Origin of the sequence: Chryseobacterium pennae (assembly GCF_003385515.1) — a bacterium.
GTDB lineage: Bacteria > Bacteroidota > Bacteroidia > Flavobacteriales > Weeksellaceae > Chryseobacterium > Chryseobacterium pennae.
The window spans coordinates 168,248-189,640 of sequence record NZ_QNVT01000010.1 but is presented as its reverse complement, the minus strand read 5'-3'; the positions used below and the strand labels follow the sequence as shown (position 1 = coordinate 189,640).

The following is a 21,393-nucleotide window of genomic DNA, read 5'->3' as shown; positions in this document are numbered from 1 at the left end:
GATTATAAAATTAAGAAATTTTTATTTTACTGGTTTGATAGAGATCGCAAAACCTCCACTTCTTACCATTTTAAAATTAATTTTCGATTTGCTGTTAATCTCTTTCTTATAGATATTATAGCTTTGAGGGTTGTCTATATAATCAGCATCTTTTCCATCTTCATAGATTGTTGCTTCATATTTCTTCCCTTTATCCAGGAATGAGAAGTCTACCGTGTACTCACGTTTGTTCTCATCGGTAATTCCTCCTACAAACCAGTTTTCTGTACCTTTTGCTTTTCTTGCAGTGATTACATAATCTCCCGGTTCAGCAGATAAGATCTTCGTGTCATCCCAATCAGCAGCTACATCTTTGATAAACTGGAAAGCATCCATATGCTTTTTATAGTTTTCAGGAAGATCGGCAGCCATCTGAAGCGGCATATACATCGTTACGTATAAAGCAAGCTGTTTTGCCAACGTAGTTTTTACGAAACGCTGATCTCCAGGGAAATAATAATCTAACTTCGTCTGGAAAATTCCTGGCGTATAATCCATAGAACCACCCATCCATCTTGTGAACGGAAGTACGGTCTGGTGATCCGGCTTGTTTCCTCCAAATGCTTCATACTCTGTTCCACGTGCAGCTTCTGCAGAGATGTAGTTCGGGTAGGTACGGCTTTCTCCTGTAGGACGAACAGACTCGTGAGAGTTTATCATAATTTTATAGTCGTTTGCCTTTTCAGCAATTCTATAATAATGGTTGATTGTCCATTGAGAATAGTGATGTTCACCTCTTGGGATGATATCTCCCACATATCCTGTTTTTACAGCATCATACCCATATTTGTTCATTGTCTGGAATGCTTTATCTGCCCATCTTTCGTAGTTCGTTGCTGAACCTGAAGTTTCGTGGTGCATGATCAGTTTGATTCCTTTTGAATGGGCATAATCATTCAGCATTTTGATATCGAAATCGGGGTAAGGGGTAACGAAGTCGAAAACAAATTCTTTAGAGTGTCCGAACCAGTCTTCCCAACCAATATTCCAGCCTTCGATCAATAATCCCTGGAATCCATTTTCAGCAGCAAAGTCTATGTATTCTTTAACTTTCGTATTATTAGCTGCATGTTTTCCGTTTGGAGTCAATTTTGCAAAGTCTGTTTTATCCAAATGAACATTTTCAGCTGTAGAATAAGCCCACTGTGATTTTCCGATGATCATTTCCCACCATACTCCCATGTATTTTGTTGGGTGGATATAAGACGTATCAGTATATTTCGTAGGTTCGTTCAGGTTAAAGATCATTTTGGAATCCATTACCTCTTCTGCCTTTGGTGCCACGATGATCGTTCTCCAAGGGGTTACTGATGGGGTCTGGATATATCCTTTCGCTCCCTGCCTGTCAGCTGTTAAGTGGGTCTTGAACTTAAAATTCTGGGCATCAACTTCCAGATGTGAAGCTGGGTAATCCAATACAGCAGCTTCTGCAACATTGATGTATAAAGGTGATTTCCCTTCTTTTTTAAGCATTAACGGAGACTGAACTGCATTTTTCACTAAACTCTGAGAGGCGTTGGCATCATATGCTTTGTCCCATTTTGCCGGAATTTCAGATACTTTTGTTTCCTGGTACTGATATTCCTGAGAATCATAATCTGCTACAATCCACCAGGCTTTCATATCAGTTGGGAAATCGATTTCAGAATCTTCTTCTCTGATGACGAAATAATTAAGGTTTTTCTGTTGCGGGAATTCATATCTGAATCCAAGTCCATCGTTGAATAATCTGAATTTTACCACAATACTTCTGTCTGTAGAAGCCTGATTTAGAGTTACCGCTAATTCATTGTAGTTGTTGATATAATTTTTCTTTTCTCCAAGAACCGGCTGCCAGGTTTCGTTTTTGGAGTCTCTTTTTTCATCTACCTTCGCAAAACCGTTGTTAAGGTCATATTTTGCGTCTTCCGGTTTGGCTATTTCAGAAGCAAATTTTATGGCTGTGTCTTTAAATAATCTCAATCCCAATTTTGAATCTTCAACTACCACCGCACCGTTGTATTTCAGGTTATAGAAAGGGACTCCATCTTTCAATTGGAAGTTCATTTCAAATTTACCGTCCGGCGATTTTAAAGATTGTGCTTTCACACCTGTAAACATCATTGAGAGCAAGAGCGCTCCAACTGTAATTTTCTTCATAATGACTATTTATTAACTTAAAAAAATAGATAAAGTGCTGCAGTAAAGCAGCACTTTGCTTGATTTTAACTTGATTTTTATTGATTTAGAATACGGGAATTACTGAAAATTCTCCTGTAATATCATTGAAATACACATCATAATTGAAAGATTCACTTACAGGAATATTTCCACCTCCAAGATCTGCCACTCCAAAGAACTCTTTAGCAACACCCCAGTTTGTTCCCCAATCGTGATTTGCTCTGAATTTAAACTCACCTGAGCTTAAAGCAATTTTTTTCTTCACCCAAACATGAGGATCAAAAGTTGATTTTTCCATATCTACATCAGTATCCCAACCTGCTGAAGCTGAACCAATCATGGAAACAACAGTATATGACGTTGTCGGGTCGCTAATGGATGTTAAAGTATACTTTAAAGCATTTACATCAACTGTAAGTTTATAATATCCTGCTGTAGCTATCGAAATATTTGAAGATCCTCCTCCAGCAAGTAAAGATCCTGCAGAAGCACCAAGCCCATATTGATTATCCCAGGATCCGGGAGTTTGAATAAATTTCACCCCTCCCACTGCAAAATATCCGGTATAAGAATATACTCCAGCTGTAGCTGCTTTTTGTAAAGGATATAATTTTGCATTAGTTGCAGAATTATCCCAACCTCCTGCGGTAGCATCTCCTATAAGGTAAAGATCTGTATAATTATATATTGGTCCTAAAATATAAGGTGTTACAGCTAGTGTAATTACATTGGAATAAAAAGATGCTGTTCCCACTACTGTTCTTAACCTTACTTCTACCTGGTTAGCTTCATTGGGAGTTGCTCCTAAACTCAATAACAATGTGTTCAACTGTTTATTTGTCATTGAATAAGGTGAGGTTACAACATCCAAAGACTTAGCGTCTTTAAAATTACTTCCTTTAAGCCCTATTTCAATTTTCGGAGCAGAAACCACAGACAGATCGAAAGTTGATTTTGCCCATGTAAAATTAACTGCTGCATCGTCTAAATGAGCTTTATCTAAAACAATAGTTGCTTTATCAGATGTAATTTTACTCTGTCCTGTTTCGTTCATTATTGCCTGATCTTCATCTTTACATGAAGCAACCAAAATCCCGAGAACGGCTATTGTGAATATTTTAAAAAAATGTTTCATTTTCAGTTTCAGTTTTAAAAATTAATACCCTGGATTTTGTGTTAAATTCGGGTTGGAGGACAAGGCTGTATTCGGAATAGGGAATACATTATAATTGGATGAAATTGCAGTTCCATCTTTTACACCTCCTTTCCATGGCCATAGGTATGAACCGCCTGTAAATTTATCAAATCTGATCAAGTCTGTTCTTCTTTGCCCTTCCAGGTTGAATTCTCTTGCTCTTTCTGCTAAAATAAAATCTAAAGTAAGATTACCTGTATTGATTTGAGAAGCAGTTCTTTTTCCTCTCAATTCATTCATATAGATTAAAGCCTGTCCCAGGTTTGCAGTAGAAGCGCCTCTGATTGCACATTCTGCATAAGTAAGATATGCTTCTGATAACCTGAATACAGGAAAATCTGATCCTGAGAAATCTGTAGTTTCAGAAGAACCTGATGTTCTTAAGTTTCTGAACTTTGTTGAAGGATAACCGTCTGCCCATGTTTTATAGTCAGTCATTTCATATTCATGACCTGTCTGCCAGAATAGCTTCCCTCTCTGATCCTGAGTAGCTGCTAAAGCACTTGCACTACCACCGCTATAATCAGTAAGACTGTTTCCAAACAGACCATACCAGGCTTTTGAAGCTCTGTGACCTCCCCATCCGTCTCCTTTAATTCCAAGCAGAGCCGGATTTAAGGTAGAAGGAGCTCCTCCGGTACTTCCATTAATGATATAAGTAGAGTTACCATAACTCTGTGTTCCGATTGGGTCAGCAATTAATGGAAAAATGATTTCAGGAGAAGTATTATTGTCTGCAGAGAACATTCTCACAAAATTGGTATCTAAAGTATATCCTCCTTCATCAATTACTTTTTTGGCATAAGTAGCAGCATCATTCCATCTTGCTGTACCTGTATATACCTGAGCATTAAGATACAGTCTTGACAACAGCATCTGTACTGTTGCTTTGTTTACGTGACCGTACTCAGTTTTACTGGCGATAGTAGGTTCTATTGCCAACAATTCACTTTCAACATACTTAAACAATTCTATTCTGGATGCCTGCTCTTTAGGTGTTGGATTGGCAAGGTCTTTTTCTGTAACAATTACTCCCTTTCCAAAACAGTCGATCATATAGAAATAAGCAAAGGCTCTGATGAATCTTAACTCGCCGATGTATTGTTCTTTATTATTGATATTAGCCTTTCCAAAAGCCTCAATCAACGCATTTGCCTGAGGCACCGTATAGTACACTCTATCAAACAGGTATCTGAAAAACTTGTTATCAGAAGTCCATTTCGTTGTTGTTGTTAACTGGTCCAGCCCATTATCACCCCATCTGTTTTTCATTCCGTCTGCCGTAAAGTCTTCAAGATTGATAATCCCTCTCAGAAATACGGTTTCTCCTTTATCATCTCCTGTGATATCTGCTTCACCCGGCCCTTTTGCACTTGACATGGATAAAGAAGCATAAACCTTTGCTAAAAGGCCATTGGCAGCATTAGGCTGAGACTGAAGAAGCTGATCCAGAGTTAAAAGATATTCAGGTTCTGTATTTAATTCATTCAGGCAAGAAGTTGTGGAAACTAAAGCGAATGATAAAAGTATTATTTTTAATTTATTAAGTTTCATTGTGTGTCAATTTTTAAAAATCAAGATTTACTCCAAAAGTGTATATTCTAGGTCTTGGATAGAAGTTGGCATCTATCGCATTGAAGTTTTCAGGATCCTGACCTACGTAATTATTAGTAATAATAAATGCGTTATTTACGGCACCATAAACTCTTAAAGTAGTACCCTTAAACAGTTTATCAAATTTATATCCTAATGTAATGTTCTCACAACGTAAGAAAGTAGCATCATGTAAGTTATAATCTGACAGTCCTTCTGCATCTCCTTTTGCTTTAAATCTTGGATCTGCTGCCCCATCATAAAAATTAAGAACATTATAAAGACTATTACTGTTTACAGGATTAGAAGCTTCTGTAAATCCTCTGTTTACTCTTGCAGCATAATAAACTTTTCCTCCAAGCTGTCCTCTGAAGCTAGCTGATAAATCGAAGTTCTTATAATTCACTGATGTTCCGAATCCAAATGTCCATTTAGGTCTAAGGGGAACAAAAGATTTATCAGCATCACTGATGATTCCATCTCCATTTTTATCTACAAATGCTCCTGGAACTACTCTTCCATCATTGTCATAAGCCTGTTGGTATACCCATGCGGAATAAGGCTGCTGCCCAACAGCATGATATGCCAAAATAACTCCTGTTCCAGAAAAAGCCAGAGAAGATTCATTAGCTCCTACTTTGTCTCTTCCTCTCAAATCATCCACCGTTCCTATATTATAAGCAACGTTTGCATTCAGATCCCAGTTCAGATCCTGAGTTTTCACAGGATTTACATTAAAAGACGCTTCAAAACCTTTATTTGTAAGACTTCCTACGTTATCAATGAACTCATTTGAAAGCATCTGTCCGGGAGGGAAAGAAACCTGAGCCAATAAATCGGTTGTTTTTCTTTGGTAATATTCAATAGATCCGGATATTCTTCTGTTTTTAGTACTAAAGTCTATTCCAGCATTATAGGTAGTTGTTTTTTCCCATGTCAGATATGGATTATAAGCCAGTGCAGTATACAATTCAGGAATAATAGTGCCATCCGGTAAAATTGTTCTTGGGAAATAGAAATATCTAACATCCCCAATCTGATATAGGGGGCTATAAGGATAGAAACCTGCAGATCCTGTTATATCCTGCTGTCCTGTTTTACCCCAGCCTAATCTTAATTTCAACTCTGAAAACCCGGAATTTTTCATCCATTTTTCATCATTAAGCTTCCAAGCAAAAGCTGCTGCCGGGAAATGTCCCCATCTTTTATTGGTAGGAAATAATGACGAACCATCTGCACGATAACTCAGAGTGAATAAATATTTATTCTTGATATCAATGTTTGCTCTTCCAAAGAACGACTGAATGTTCAGTACATTCCTGTAATCATTAATATATTTATTATATGGAGTTTCTTCACGGATCCCTGACGGGTTATCCATATTAAAGAACTGCTTCTTTCCTTTATTATCAAAATTCTGATAGGAATAGCCTCCCTGAACATCAAACTTTGAAATAAACTTATCATCATACTTCTTACTGTATACTAAATAAGCATCTAAAAGTTTATTGAAGATATTTTGTTCTTCTCCATAATTCAGTCCAGGATTATAAACCCCACCAACCGCAGTACTATTTTGATAAACAGTTCTGTACGACTGTAAAGAATTCTCAGCATACACTTCACGGATTTTTGCATAAGAAGATTCTGCCCCTAAGTTTACAACTGCTCTTAAGTCCGGCAGAAAATGCATTTTATAATCAAGTTCAATATTTCCAAGGAATTTCTGTACTTTCTCCGGTCTTGTACGCTGCATCAGGATCGCTACAGGATTTCTTGCTCCTGTCATTACATATCCGTTAAAACTTTGATAATAACTTCCATCCGGATTATATATCGGTTTTGTAGGATCTGCGGTTATTGCAGCTCCAATTGCTCCATCTGCGTCAATCGTATTTTTATTAGAAAAAATATTCTTTACATTAATATCAATTTTCAGGTGGTTATCAAATAAAGTTGGTGTTAACTTCATTGACGCGGTGTACCTGTCATAATCATTGGTCTTTACGATCCCCTGTGTATTATTATATCCTAATGAAAATCTGGCAGGGATTGATTTAAACAGATTAGATCTGATGCTCAGGTTATGGTCTGTAGAAACAGAAGTTCTAAAAATTGCATCTTGCCAATTGGTATTGTACATGACCTGCTTTCCGTTTTCTTTCACGCCCAACATGTCAATATATTCAGGTTTATTGTTATATTCCCTCATAAATTTTTCAAAAGTAGGCCCATCCATAACATCAATAGCCTTGGTCACTTTTCCTATTGAGATATTTCCACTATAATTGATTCTCATTTTTCCAGAGGATCCTTTCTTTGTGGTAATAATAATAACCCCGTTTGAAGCTCTGGAACCATAAATAGCTGTTGCAGAAGCATCTTTCAGTATTGAAAAGGATTCAATATCATTGGGATTTACTAATGATAATGGATTGGAAACTCCTGCAGGATTTGAAGAATCCAAGGGAACACCATCAATAACAATTAATGGATTATTATTTGCCGTTAAAGAAGCGCCTCCTCTAATCCTAATATTAGGCTTTGAATCCGGAGCTCCCCCATCGCTGGTAATTCTCACCCCCGGGGCTTTACCATTGATTAATTGATCTGCGGATACGATTGCTCCTTTATTAAAGTCTTTTTCAGAAACTGCAGTTACAGAACCCGTTAGATCAGACTTCTTTTTAGCACCATACCCAATCAAAACCACTTCCTCAATTTTCTTCTCCTTGGTGATAGAGTCTTTAGTCTGCGCGTGCATTACTGTACTTGCCAGTAAGAAAGCAGGCGCTATTTTTAATACTGTTGTAAAATTCTTCACAATCTTATTTTTATAGTTTCGTTTCAGTCTTATTCTGGCTTGATACCAGTGTTGCAATTTAAAAAAAAAATAGAATTATTATAATTTTAATATAAATTATGATAAATTTATGTATATTACGAAACCGTTTTTAGTTAAAATTATACACCTCAATATTTTACACGATAGTATGTAATGCATAATATTTATCTTACATTAACATAAAGTTAAACAAACGTTTAACTTAAATTCATATTCAAGCACAAAAAACAGTAGCTTTTACTATAATAACTCCACAAAGAGCGGTATTCAAGAGATAATCCTTATCTTTGCTGTTAAAACTTTACTATAAATGTCAAACAGAAAGATGATTACGGCAGCTTTGCCTTATGCAAACGGTCCGGTTCATATAGGGCATTTGGCAGGTGTTTATATTCCTGCGGATGTTTACGCAAGATTTCAGAGAAGATTAGGAAAAGATGTAGCGTTTATCTGTGGTTCGGATGAGCATGGTATTCCTATTACCATAAGAGCTAAAAAAGAGGGGGTTACTCCTCAGGATATCGTGGACAAATACCATGGGATCATTAAAAAATCTTTTTCAGATCTTGGAATTTCATTTGATGAATATTCAAGAACCACTTCCCCAAAACATTATGAGACCAGTCAGGATTTCTTCAAAGTTCTTTATGAAAAAGGAAAATTCACGGAAGAGGTTTCTGAACAGTATTTTGATGAGCAGGCAGGAGAATTCCTTGCTGACCGTTATATTGTAGGAACTTGTCCGAATTGTGGTAATGAAAATGCTTATGGAGATCAATGTGAGAAATGTGGGTCTACCCTTTCTCCATCAGAACTGATCAATCCGAAATCAATGCTTAGTGGAAATGTTCCTATTCTTAAAGATACAAAGAACTGGTACCTTCCTTTGAATGAATATGAAGACTTTTTAAACGAATGGATTATTGAAGGTCACAAAGATGACTGGAAACCTAACGTATATGGTCAGGTTAAATCATGGCTAAATGATGGTTTAAAGCCCCGTGCTATGACCAGAGACCTGAACTGGGGTGTCCCGGTTCCGCTTCCGAATGCAGAAGGAAAAGTTCTTTATGTTTGGTTTGACGCTCCAATCGGATATATTTCATTTACTAAAGAATGGGCTGAGAAAAACGGAAAAGACTGGAAAGATTACTGGCAAAGTGAAAGCAGTGACCTGGTACACTTTATCGGAAAGGATAATATCGTATTCCACTGTATTATCTTCCCGGCAATGATGAAGGCTCACGGAGACTATATCATGCCTAAAAATGTGCCTGCTTTTGAATTCCTGAACCTTGAGAATGATAAAATCTCGACATCAAGAAACTGGGCAGTATGGGCTCATGAATATGTAGAAGAATTCCCTGGACAACAGGATGTTTTAAGATATGCTCTTCTTTCATCAGCACCTGAAACAAAGGATAATAACTTTACATGGAAGGATTTCCAGACGAAAAACAATTCTGAATTAGTAAACAAATTTGGTAATTTTATTAATAGAGTTATTTCCTTCACAAATAAGAATTTTGAAGGTAAAGTTCCAGATGGGATCTTAGATGAAACAAGCAAAGCTGCAATTAAAACAGCAATTGAAGATGTTAAAAATTACCTTGAAAAATATGAGTTTAGAAATGCTTTAAATGCATTTATGGGCTTAGTAGACTATGGTAATTTATATCTTCAGAATGCAGAGCCTTGGAAAACGATTAAAAACGATCCAAAAGAAGCTGCACAATCTTTATTTGTAGGAGCTCAAATTGCAGCAGTTGTTGCTCAGTTATGTGAACCATTTATGCCGTTTTCAGCAGAAAAATTATTTGGATACTTCAATATCGAGAAGAAGAATTGGAATGATTTACAAAATACTGAAATCCATATTGAAAGTGGGCATAAAATTGAAGAAGCACCCTTATTATTTACTAAAATTGAAGACAGTGTAATCGAAGCTCAGATCCAGAAGCTGGAAAACACAAAACAAAACAATAAGAAAACAAACCCTAACGCTAATCCAATGAAAGAAGAAATCACTTTTGATGATTTTACTAAAATAGATCTTAGAACAGCCACCATTTTAGAAGCTGAAAAAGTAGAAAAAGCAGATAAATTGCTAAAACTGACTGTAGATACAGGAGTGGATGTAAGAACTGTGGTTTCAGGAATTGCGGAAAGCTTTACTCCTGAAGAAATAATTGGAAAGCAGGTGATGATTTTATTAAACCTTGCTCCAAGAAAGATCAGAGGCATTGAATCTCAGGGGATGTTATTATTAACAACTAAACCTGATGGTAAATTATCTTTCGTAACACCGGATGACAGCAATGTTGAAAACGGTATTGAAATCGGATAATTTTTCCTTACTATAAAGATTAAAGGCTGTTTCTATGGGAGACAGCCTTTCTTTTTTGATGGTGAAAAAGTGTTCTCCCACAGATCTCACAGATTTCGCAGATCATTCCGAAATAAGTTTTGGCCAAAGCCTATGGAAAGAATATAAAAAACAAAACGGGCTAAAGCCCGTTTCCAATGAATATCGTTAAAATAATTTATTTTTTGGTCAGTCTTGCTAAATAAGAATCTTCGTCCTTCAATATCTTTTCAACTTTAAAGCCATTGTGTTCTGCAGCATTCTTCAACGTATTAAAATCTAAGTAAAGCCATGTGATCGGTTTTTCAGATTCACCTTTATAATGAACAATATACTCGAGTTCTCCGTAGTACCCTCCGGCAGGAATGTATACTCCGCCGTCTTTATCTCGGTCAAACATATAAAGAATATCCGTACTGTCGATCAGAACTTGTCCACCCTCATTCAGTAATGCTCCTAGCTTCTGAAGATAAGGATCTATTTTAGATAATCCTTCAAAGATTCCGGTACCATTCATCAACAATAAAACAGTGTCAAACGTTTCCCCTGAAAAATCAAGGATGTTTTTACAAACAGCCTTTTTAATTCCTCTTAACTGACAAACTTCAATGGATTTCGGAGAAATATCCAACGCTGTGACATCAAGATCAGCTGCATTCTGAAGATATAAAGCATGTGAACCGGCTCCTGCTCCAATATCCAGAACTTTACCTTTTGAAAGTTGTAAAGCTTTCTGCTCAATATCATTCATCTCTTCAAAATCCCTGAATAAATAATCTACAGGAAGTTCATCCAATTCAGAAATTGAAGTTTCTGTTTGCAGGTCTTGAGGATTTTCATCGTGATAATAATCCCAGATCGCTTGGCCCATTAAATCTTTCATAGCAGCAAAGATACGGCTTCAGAGGGTAAAGTTCAAAGTTTGAAGTTCGGGTTTTCTGGTTACGAAGTTCTCATTGTTTTTTCCCTTACAGAACTTTATTCTCTTTATCCCTCAATTCGGAATAAAACTATTGCTCACATTTTATCTAAATACATAAATATAACACAATAAATTGCAAGGATTTTTGAGGATGCCCGTGCTTTTTTAAGATCACAAAGACATTTCATTCAGCTAGATTACAACCTTTGCTGAGAGAAACAGCTTTGCAAACGTATTTATGTATTCTATTTTAAATCTTTGTGAACACTGGATAACGTTAGTTCAACTATAGATTTAAAACGCTATGATCGCTAAGATAACTTTAATCCTACTTAGTTTTCTGTTCGCAAAGGCACTGCGTTCAGCGAAGACTCCGGATTACAGCCTTTGCTAAGTGAAACGCCTTTGCGAACGTATTTATATATTTTATTTTAAATCTTTGCGAACACTGCGTTAAAATGATAACATTAGTTCAACTATAGATTTAAAACGCTATGATCGCTAAGATAACTTTAATCCTGCTTAGCTTTCCGTTCGCAAAGGCACTGCGTTCAGCGAAGACTCCGGATTACAGCCTTTGCTAAGTGAAACGCCTTTGCCAACGTATCTATATATTTTATTTTAAATCTTTGTGAACACTGGATAACGTTAGTTCAACTATAGATTTAAAACGCTATGATCGCTAAGATAACTTTAATCCTACTTAGTTTTCTGTTCGCAAAGGCACTGCGTTCAGCGAAGACTCAGGATTACCGCCTTTGCTGAGTGAAACGCCTTTGCGAACGTATTTATGTATTCTATTTTAAATCTTTGCGAACACTGCGTTAAAATGATAACGTTAGTTCAACTATAGATTTAAAACGCTATGATAGCTAAGATAACTTTAATCCTGCTTAGCTTTCCGTTCGCAAAGGCACTGCGTTCAGCGAAGACTCCGGATTACAGCCTTTGCTAAGTGAAACGTCTTTGCGAACGTATTTATATATTTTATTTTAAATCTTTGCAAACTCAGCGTTAAAATGATAGATTTAAAACGCTATGATCACTATCCGTTCGCAAAGGCACTGCATTAAAAAGGTCCCTTACCTTAACTCCATTATGCTATTGATTCCTTCTCTTCGTGCCTGTCTTCCTGCGACTCGTTCTCTGCTTTACCGGCTTTCCAGTAAGAAAAAGCGTAGAGTTCTTTTGAGGTCCAGTTCTTTTCTTTTCTAAGATAAGTGCGTATTTCTTTAACACTAGAGAATTCACAAGCTACATAGCCAAATTTTGATGTTTCAGGAATCTCTATACTCTTTACCACATCAGCAATTTCACTGCTGACCTGAGGCTGGGAATTATGAAGCCATCTAAACTCAATATCTGCTTTAGTTTCTAAGATCTGCTCATCTTCTTTTCCGTGAACTTCGATAATACAGATTCCTTTTGCTGTTTCCGGAAGGGTTTCTAAAATAGCACTTAATACAGGAATTGCCGTAGCATCACCTGCCAATAAATACCATTCTGCTTCAGGATACAGCTCTTTTTCACCAAGACGCATCATTACTCCAAGCTTTGAACCTGCTTTTGCTTCTCTTACCCATTTTGAGGCCGGACCTCCGTCTCCATGATCTACAAAATCAATAAAGATTTCATTCTTTTCCAGATCAATTCCCCTATGCGTATATGTCCTGATGGATGGAGCCACTTCTTTTGGCGGATATACCCATTCATCATTTTCTATAGTTGGGAAATGCACTTCGTTTAATCCAACGGGAGGAATGGCAATTTTATTATTGTCTCCTATCGTGGTATTTTTAAACAAATGAACTTCGGGAGAATACAGATACACTCTGATAAAATGATAGGTGATGTATTCTTTTCTGGTAACTTCGGCAATGAACTGCCCTGTTGAAATTTGAGCCATAACTGAATTTATTTTTAAGTTAAAATCCGGCTTCCGATCAATATCAGAAACCGGATTTATAGAAAGTATTTGATTCAGACTAAGGCATAATACCTTAATCTTATTTTTTTAAAATTCAAAAGTATAAGACAGGTTGAATGTTCTGCCTCTTCCTTTATAATTAAACAAGTCCGGAATTCCGTAGCTTGAGTATAAAATCTGGGAACGCTTGCTCCAGATGGTCTGGTAATCCGTATTGAACAGATTCTGAATTCCAAGATTGAACTTCCCAAACTGGAATCGGTAGCCTATCATAAGGTCTGATGTATTGTATCCTTCCACTACATTATTAAGCTCATCCTTCTGCTTGAAATTCTGTAAAGACTGGAACCTGAACGACCAGTTTTTCACGTTATATCCAATGTATGTTACTAATTTTGATGGAGAAGCATTGTAAATTTCCTGTTTCTGCCATTCGCCCTTATTGTCTACTTCAGATTTGATCAATAATCCACTTGCTCCGAAATACACTCCGTTGTTCATAGAATAAGAAATCTCAGCTTCAATTCCCATATTTCTTAATTTCAGGTCATTAACAAGAATCTGGAATGTATTTTTATCTACAGCTACAGTTTTGTCAGAATTACTTAAGAATCCGGCAACCTGTGCTCTCAACCCACCTTTATTAATACGGTATCCTACTTCAAACTGATTGGTTTTGATGGCCTGTAAAGGCTGCTCTTTGACATTGATACTGGAAACTACATCCCAATGGGTTCCGTTCAGTTTATAGGTTCCTATTCCATAATATTTAGCAGGATCTGCTAAGCTTGCACCTTGGGAGAATGTTCCCCATGCCTGGTGCTGCTCACTGATTTTATACAGTAATCCGGCATTGGCTAATGTGACATTATATGAGCTTTCTCCTCCCGGAATGGCTGAAGCGGAGGCTCCATATCCCATAGCAATCTGTGTCTGTTGTACAGAGCCTACAAAATCATCCATTTTTACGTTGATGTGCTGGTAACGTACTCCTGCATTAAGCTGTAACTTTGGAATAATGTTAAATTTTGCCTGAACATATCCTGCATAACTTTGAGAATGGTTAGTAGGATATCTTCCTAACCTGTATTGAGTCTGGTTAATTAATCCGCCACTGGACATTGTTTTAGTAATATCATATACCGATTGTGTTCCTTCAAACTTTTCAAAATCTATATCAGCTCCATAAGTAACATTCAATCCCTTCCATGATTTTGACAATAAAGCTTTAATTCCAGAATAATAAGTATCCTGCTGTGAAGAAGACATATAAGCCATACTCGTTTTGTCCAGCTTTACATTTCCGGGGAAAGGATAAAATCCTAGTTTTTCTCCTCTCGTGGCAAGCTGAATATAAAGACCCTGCCCACCCAGAATATTATTTCCATTGTAGGCTACTGTTGCCATATAGCGCTCTGTACCTACATTTTTATCGGAAGAAAACCCATCTCTCATCTCCAGTAGACTTCCGTCTTTCTTGGTAAATGCGCTTAGGTTTTGTCCTAAATATAAACTTCTGTCACCATTGAATTTTGAGTTATAATATTGAACAGAAGCTGTTATTTTATGCTTGTTGTTAAATTGATATCCTCCGGTTGCAAGGACATCAATAGATTGGTTATACTGAAGATCGGTTTGGGTAATATCTGTAAAAAGCTGTTTCTGATCAGCTCCATATACTCCACCATTCTGCTGATAAGCAATTCCCAGTCTCCCGAAGAACTTTTCTCCTTTTCCTGCAATAGATTGTGCTGCACGGAAATCATGGTCATCTTTTCCCATAAATCCTGTACGTACACCCAGTTCAGTTTCTCCGCTGATTCCTTTTTTGGATGGTATTTTTGTAATAATATTAATGATACCACCGGTTGCATTTCCACCGTAGACAGAGCTGGCTCCGGAAAGCACCTCGATTCTTTCAATATTAAACGGATCAATGGCATCCAGCTGACGGCTGATGGCACGGATACTGTTCAAAGAAACTCCGTCAATCATTACCAGGGCAGAACGTCCTCTCATATTCTGTCCGTAGTTTGTTCTTCCTTGCGGACCAATATCCATACTTGGAATTAAAATGGATAACATTTCCTTAATCGGAACCCCGCTTTTGGCCTGTTCCTGAATTTTTTCTTTCTGAACAACCCAAACGGTACCGGGAATCTCAGATATTTTGGTAGGTTTTCTGGATGCTACGATGACAACATCTTCTATACCTTTAGAGGCTACAGAATCTCTAACAGTTTGGGAAAATAGTAATCCCGATGCCAATAGACCTATGAATGCGTACTGCTTTTTCATTCCTTCAAATCAAAGTTTTATAATCCGGCAAAGGTAATTCTTATTTAGAAACAATAAAAATAAGAAAAGATGAAATTTTTCACTTTTTTGATGTAAAGGCTGGAAGATGGAAGCTGGGGACAGGAAGTTATTTATGTCATCAGTATAGCTATAACTACTTTTCAATAATTTTCTTACACTGAGCAACAGTCTTTAACCGTCTATCATAACTTCCCTCTTCCAGCCTCCCGCTTCCCGCCTTATAAAACTTAAGTTCAATATGCAGTATTCCATCTATAAAAATTGAGATATAGATCTTAACCGTCTATCATAACTTCCCTCTTCCAGCCTCCCACTTCCCTACCAAAAATAATAAGATCCCAGCCCAACTAAGGACCAGGATCTTACAGTGAAAAACAAGGTATCTTTACATCGCAGGCCCTGCTGCGTCTTTTATTTCTTCTAATAATCTTTTGCGTTCACGAAGTCTTCTTCTTGCAATAACAGATTTCCCGCCAAGTACTCTGATAAATTTGAAATACTGGAATCTTTTAGCCCCGAAATGATGGGTTACCACATACAAAAGGACTCCAAAACCAATCAGAATTATAAATCCGAATATCTTTTTAGTGGCTACCAGAATCGCATTAAGCTGAATGGCTTTCATATTGGCTATCACATTCTGCGGAGTTACCGTCATGCCATCCATATAAACAGCAAGATCTCCTATTGCGGTAACCTGAAAACGGTACTGTAACCATGAATATAGGGTTGAAAAAATACCTACAGCTAAGAAGGTTCTCCAAACCAATACCAATCCGATCGCTGCCAGCATTTCATCCATTTCAAGCTTGTCTAAAGTATAAAACCACACAGAGATAAACAGGGAACACATTCCATAGCCTTTTAAAAACATAGGTAAGTACCAGTTATCATAATTGAATTCCAGAACCATGGAAAAATACATGATAATTGCATATCCTATCATTCCTGCAAATCCTGAAAAAATATACATTTTCAATGGTTTTTCTTTTTTAAACCAAAATATAGCAATCACCCCAGCCACCATGATTCCCGGAATCATCATCATGCTCAGTTTCGCATTGGTTAACTGATCATACCCTAAAACTCCTACAGCAAAAGTATTCTGAAGGGAAGCCGTTCCTAAGAACATCCCCAGCCAGAACAGCATAAATAAACCGTTCTGTACATTACTTTTTGTAAAAATTTTAAAAGAAAGATAAGGTCTCTTTAAAGTTAACTGCCGAATGGAAAGCAATGCAAAACTTACAAAAGCTGCAATACTTGCATTAATGATATTCTTTGAATTCAACCAGTCCTGTTGTCTTCCGAATGCATACACATAGGCCGAAAACATAAAGGTTGAAATGAAAAGCAGGATACTCAGCCAGTCAATATAATGCAATGGAACTTTCAGGGCAAAGTATTTGTTATGCATGAAAATCCAGTGTATCAAAGCTAAAATAAAGCATAAAACTGCTGTAAAAACATAATACTGCTGCCAATTATAAAGAAGAGCAAACTCTGCTGAATAATACACAGCTACCTGATTCATCACCAGAACAAATGTATAAAATGCTCCATAAAAAATCCCTCTGTTCCCAATCATTACCATCAATGGCAGGAAGAGTTCTATAGTTACCATCATCTTCATAAATCCGATCAGTAAAGCGGAAAAAACAAAGATCATCGGCTGTAAAGTAGTAGAATTGATGTAGCTTAATAATCCTAAAAGAACCAATAACAGCACCAATTTGTCTCTTACTTTAAATCTCATTTTAATTCTGATAACAACCGGCATACACGCTCCCATTCCAATAGTGGTTGCATAATTTGCCCACATAAAATATTCTGTCATCGCTCCGGTACCACTCACCAAAGAGCTAATGTTCCCGGTATACACCCCACCAATCGGCATTACCACAGCAAGCAGCAATACAATCAGCAGGAGCTGTATGGGTTTAGGTACCCAGTCGTTATATAATCCTTTGTTGTACATATTGTAGATAATAGATTTCAGATATCAGATGGCAGACTTTCAATATTCAACCTTAATTCTTTACACTCCATAATGCCTGGAATCTGATATCTTCCATCTTCTAGTCTTTATTAATATTCACATTCATATTCATTCCTGCACTTAACTTCTCCAGATCTTCTTTTTTGTTGGAAGCAGTGAACTCTATTCTTACAGGGATTCTCTGCTGTACTTTAATGAAGTTACCGGTCGAATTATCGGTTGGCACACTTGAATATCTTGATCCGGTAGCAGCAGAAACAGCGGTTACAACTCCTTCAAACTGCTTTCCACCCAATGCATCTGCCGTCATTATCATCTTCTCTCCTACTTTAATATTAGGCATCTGGCTTTCAAGGAAGTTGGCTGTTACCCACTTCTGACCGTTTAATACGATGGTTGCTACTTGCTGACCCGGCTGAATCAATTGACCTTCAGAAATTGTTCTTCTTCCCATCACTCCATCGTAAGGAGCAGTAATAACAGTATAAGAAAGGTTGATTCTCGCCATATCCAGTGCAGATTTTGTTCTTTTAATCTCTGCCTCGTTAATTCCCAATCTGCTTTTCACTTCTGTAGTAGAAAGATTTGCCGATTGTTTTTGGTTCACCAACGTCTCATAGGCTGCTTTCTGGGCATCATATTCAGTTTTTACCTGATCGTACTGTTGTCTTGTTACCGCTTCTGCAGATAAAAGGTTTTTGTATCTGTTCAGATTCTGCTCAGCATTCCAAAGTCTTGCTTTTGCCCCTGCAATATTAGATTCCATTACATTTACGTTATTGGAAACTGTATTTACAGAAGAGCTGGTTGCTGTTTTCTGAGCCATAGCATTTTGGTAAGCTGCTTCTGCCTGTCCCAGTTGGGTAATGATTTCACGTTCATCCAAAATAACCAGTGTATCTCCTTTTTTAACTCTTTGGTGCTCAATAAATTTAATTTCTTTGATATAAGCAGAAACCCTTGTGTTGATCGGGTTAATGAATTCTTCTACCTGAGCCGCTTCTGTATAGGTTTTATTTCCGATGTGAAAATATTCACGAATAAGCCAGAATAATCCGAATCCAATCACCAGAAAAACGACGATATTGGAAATAATCGCTCTGATTTTATTTTTCTTATTCTGCTTTTTTTTGTTGTCTGCCGCTGGTTTTGCGGGAGTTGATGTAGTATTTTGAGTAGTTTGTTCCTTGTTTTCCATTGTGTTGATTTCAGTTTAAAAATTAAAGTGTTCCCGTAGCTTTCAAAAGGTTATAATATTGATACAAAACATTGATCTCTGCATTGGCATAATCCAATTCCGATTGCAGTTTCTGGTTTTGAGCATCAATCATTTCCGCCTGTACAGCCAATTGATTCAGATATTTGGCTTCGGTAATTTTATAGTTTTCCTCTGCCAGCCTTTTGGAATCATTTAAAATATCTGCCTGCTGAATAGACTCCTGATATTTGGTATACGCTGCATTCACTCCCATATCTACATTCTGTTGAACCAAAGTCATCGCATCATTGGCCTGATTCTTCTGCAGTTCACCTAATTTTACTTTTTCTTTTGTTTTATACAGGGTATCGATATTGTAACTAAGAGAAACACCTGTCTGCCAACCTCCTGAATACATATCCAAGACAGGGTTTCTCGTAGTAATTGGTCTTTGTAAAGTATATCCGCCAAATCCTGCTACAGTAGGTGAATTATCGGTTTTAATAATTTCAATATTTTTATCGGCTACTGCTATATTTTTCTGTGCTGACTTCAACACCGGATTGCTTTCGTGAGCAAGATTCATATAATAATCTATTCCGATTCCTGATTCTTTATTTTCCAGATTTTCAGTAGGAACAATTTCAGTATCAGAAGATAAACCTAAAGCAATATTTAAATTATAATTAAGGATTTTTTTATTATTTGAAAGCGTCAGAATACCCTGATCCAGATTTTTAAGGGCAAGCTCACCACGAATCACTTCGTTTCTGGTCACCATCCCCTGCTGATAGAATTTCTGAATATTCTTAAGACGTTCCTGAGCTAACTTTTTGTTATTCTGAAACACGTCTTCCTGATTGATAATCTTGTAGACATCCAGATAGTTTGAAATTACTAAAAATTTCACATCCTGTTTATTTTTCTCCAGATCCAGTTCAGAAAGCTGTTCACGAAGCCCTGCCATTTCAATAGATTTATTTACCAACCCTCCTTTAAAGATCAGCTGCGTTGCCTGAACAGCATAGGAGCTTCCATAATGAGGCATAGGAACCTTTGTAGAATTTGAAAAATCTTTATCGATGGCTACTGCATCTCCCAAATAGAATTGGCTTGTAGAAGCCGTGATGGTTGGAAGTTTCTGAAGCTTAACAACATTGATATTCTGTTTTGCAATATCAATATTCTGAGCGGAAACCTTCAACTGCTGATGATTCTGAACTGCCAGTTCAGCAATCTCCCCTGCGGTCAACTGTTTAATCTGTTGTGAAAAAAACAGCGCAGGAAAAGCTGCTATCAGAACTGATAGTGCTGTTTTTATTTTCTTTGTCATTTTACCTTGTTTTACAGATGCAAAGTTAGGACAACAACAAATTCAATCAAATGTTTGATTTTTGGAAAAAGATGTTCAAATGTAAGATTTTAGCTTTCGAACTGATGCCTGTATTGTCTTGGGCTTACCTCCAGATGTTTTTTAAAAAAGTGAGAAAATGCATACTGATCGCTAAAACCAAGGATAGAAGAAATCTCAGAAACAGGTTTATTAGAAGAGTTTAGAAGTACTTTTGCTTCATTAATCACAATTAAAGCAATAATCTGGCTTGCTGACTTCCCTGTTACCTCTTTGATTACTGCTGACAAATGTCTGGTTGTAATGGATTGTCTTTCGGCATAGAACTCTACCGTTCTCTCTGTGAGATGATGCTCGGAAAGATCAGTAAGAAAAACGAATACAATTTCTTCCTGTCTGGACATCTGGTTCATGGAATTATTATCTTCCTTTGAAATAATTCCGGCCATCTGATAACAGAAAACAGAGAAAAGATGTTCTACCATTTCTTTTTTGTACAGCATTTCAGTTTCAGAATCAAGGATAAATTTCAGGAAATTGACACTTTTCCAGACCACTTCCATTTCATTCTCAGGAAAGGGAACACCTTTATTCATCTGCTGTCTGAAATATCGGTATGTAATCAGTCTATTGAATTTTAACGATAGCGCCGAAATAAAATCCCTTTTATAGGAAACCATTCTTGATTGAAAGTCATCACTTACCGCTACTACTTCATAAATAGTCTGTGGATCTGTTACCATAAACATATTGGCAGAAACTTCCAGATCACTGAAGTGCTGGCGAAGTTTTATGGTTCCTGATTTAATAAAAATAAATGCCGGATTTTCAGGCCGAAAGGGTTTATCAACGGCAATTCTTTCAAAAATATTACGTTCCGTAGATATTTCTACTCCGAACTTTTCTAAGGCAGACATAACACAAATGTAAGCAATCTTACCACTGATTACAAAATTTTATTATTTTAGCAATTATCCAATTCCTGTCAGTATGAGAAAGGTTGATTTATTATTTGCAGAATATAGTAAAAGCCATAGAAATGCGACTAACAAGTTCATTCATTGGTTTTGTGTACCTCTTATTTTTTGTTCTATCCTTGGATTTATTTCCTTAATTCCTTCCTCTCATTTCTGCATTTCCTATTTTGGGTGTATCAGTATTGTAAGTTTGGTAGCTGTTGCCCTGATAAGTTTATATTATGTAAGGCTTTCTTTACTAATCGGAATCACCATGATTTTGATTGTGCTTTTGGCAGAACATTGTATTTATCTTACCAACATTACCCTCGGCAAACAAACCTGGATACTTTACTTCGGTGTTTTTGTGATTACATGGATTTTCCAGTTTATCGGACATAAGATTGAAGGAAAAAAGCCGTCTTTTCTTAAAGATATCCAGTTTCTGCTGATTGGGCCGATATGGCTTTTAAGTTTTATTCTTAAAAAGACCGGGATCAGGTATTAATTCTAAAAAGATCTTC

13 protein-coding genes are annotated in these 21,393 nt (G+C 36.8%); 2 read left to right on the top strand and 11 right to left on the bottom strand.

All coding sequences use genetic code 11. The annotated features are described in order from the left end of the window. Positions 1-21: 21 nt before the first annotated feature. The 4 genes from DRF65_RS12615 to DRF65_RS12600 form a co-directional block, all read right to left on the bottom strand. Positions 22-2,178: a glycoside hydrolase family 97 protein gene (locus DRF65_RS12615; protein ID WP_115971115.1), complete on the bottom strand. Its 2,157-nt coding sequence runs from the start codon at positions 2,176-2,178 to the stop codon at positions 22-24. A gap of 85 nt (positions 2,179-2,263) precedes the next feature. After that, a complete protein-coding gene (locus DRF65_RS12610) occupies positions 2,264-3,334 on the bottom strand; it encodes a SusF/SusE family outer membrane protein (protein ID WP_115971114.1) in 1,071 nt (356 codons plus the stop codon). A 21-nt stretch (positions 3,335-3,355) separates the two neighbouring features. Then, on the bottom strand, positions 3,356-4,948 hold the full coding sequence (locus DRF65_RS12605; protein WP_115971113.1) for a RagB/SusD family nutrient uptake outer membrane protein: 1,593 nt from the start codon (positions 4,946-4,948) through the stop codon (positions 3,356-3,358). A gap of 13 nt (positions 4,949-4,961) precedes the next feature. Next, positions 4,962-7,811, bottom strand: a complete 2,850-nt coding sequence (locus DRF65_RS12600) for a SusC/RagA family TonB-linked outer membrane protein (RefSeq protein ID WP_123947334.1) — start codon at positions 7,809-7,811, stop codon at positions 4,962-4,964. 331 nt (positions 7,812-8,142) lie between these two features. Here DRF65_RS12600 and metG point away from each other — a divergent pair, with 331 nt between their 5' ends. After that, positions 8,143-10,179, top strand: coding sequence for a methionine--tRNA ligase (gene metG / locus DRF65_RS12595; RefSeq protein ID WP_115971111.1), 2,037 nt, complete (start codon positions 8,143-8,145; stop codon positions 10,177-10,179). Positions 10,180-10,375: 196 nt separating this feature from the next. Here metG and DRF65_RS12590 read toward each other — a convergent pair whose 3' ends face one another. The 7 genes from DRF65_RS12590 to DRF65_RS12560 all read right to left on the bottom strand — a co-directional run bounded on the left by DRF65_RS12590 (position 10,376) and on the right by DRF65_RS12560 (position 20,830). Then, on the bottom strand, positions 10,376-11,080 hold the full coding sequence (locus DRF65_RS12590) for a class I SAM-dependent methyltransferase (RefSeq protein WP_115971110.1): 705 nt from the start codon (positions 11,078-11,080) through the stop codon (positions 10,376-10,378). Positions 11,081-12,215: 1,135 nt separating this feature from the next. Continuing rightward, positions 12,216-13,025 carry a siderophore-interacting protein gene (locus tag DRF65_RS12585; protein WP_115971109.1) on the bottom strand — a complete coding sequence of 270 codons (810 nt, stop codon included), beginning with the start codon at positions 13,023-13,025 and terminating at the stop codon, positions 12,216-12,218. Between the two features lie 108 nt (positions 13,026-13,133). Then, complete coding sequence (locus DRF65_RS12580; RefSeq protein ID WP_115971108.1) at positions 13,134-15,344, bottom strand: TonB-dependent receptor; 2,211 nt, start codon at positions 15,342-15,344, stop codon at positions 13,134-13,136. Positions 15,345-15,750: 406 nt separating this feature from the next. Then, on the bottom strand, positions 15,751-17,343 hold the full coding sequence (locus DRF65_RS12575; RefSeq protein WP_115971107.1) for an MFS transporter: 1,593 nt from the start codon (positions 17,341-17,343) through the stop codon (positions 15,751-15,753). 100 nt (positions 17,344-17,443) lie between these two features. Then, entirely contained in the window at positions 17,444-18,562 is a 1,119-nt protein-coding gene (locus tag DRF65_RS12570) for an HlyD family secretion protein (RefSeq protein WP_115971106.1), read from the bottom strand. A 22-nt stretch (positions 18,563-18,584) separates the two neighbouring features. After that, on the bottom strand, positions 18,585-19,895 hold the full coding sequence (locus DRF65_RS12565) for a TolC family protein (protein WP_115971105.1): 1,311 nt from the start codon (positions 19,893-19,895) through the stop codon (positions 18,585-18,587). Between the two features lie 89 nt (positions 19,896-19,984). After that, positions 19,985-20,830: a helix-turn-helix domain-containing protein gene (locus DRF65_RS12560; protein ID WP_115971104.1), complete on the bottom strand. Its 846-nt coding sequence runs from the start codon at positions 20,828-20,830 to the stop codon at positions 19,985-19,987. 73 nt (positions 20,831-20,903) lie between these two features. Between DRF65_RS12560 and DRF65_RS12555 the strand changes: the two genes are divergently transcribed. Next, a complete protein-coding gene (locus DRF65_RS12555; RefSeq protein WP_115971103.1) occupies positions 20,904-21,377 on the top strand; it encodes an Mpo1 family 2-hydroxy fatty acid dioxygenase in 474 nt (157 codons plus the stop codon). Positions 21,378-21,393: the final 16 nt, after the last annotated feature.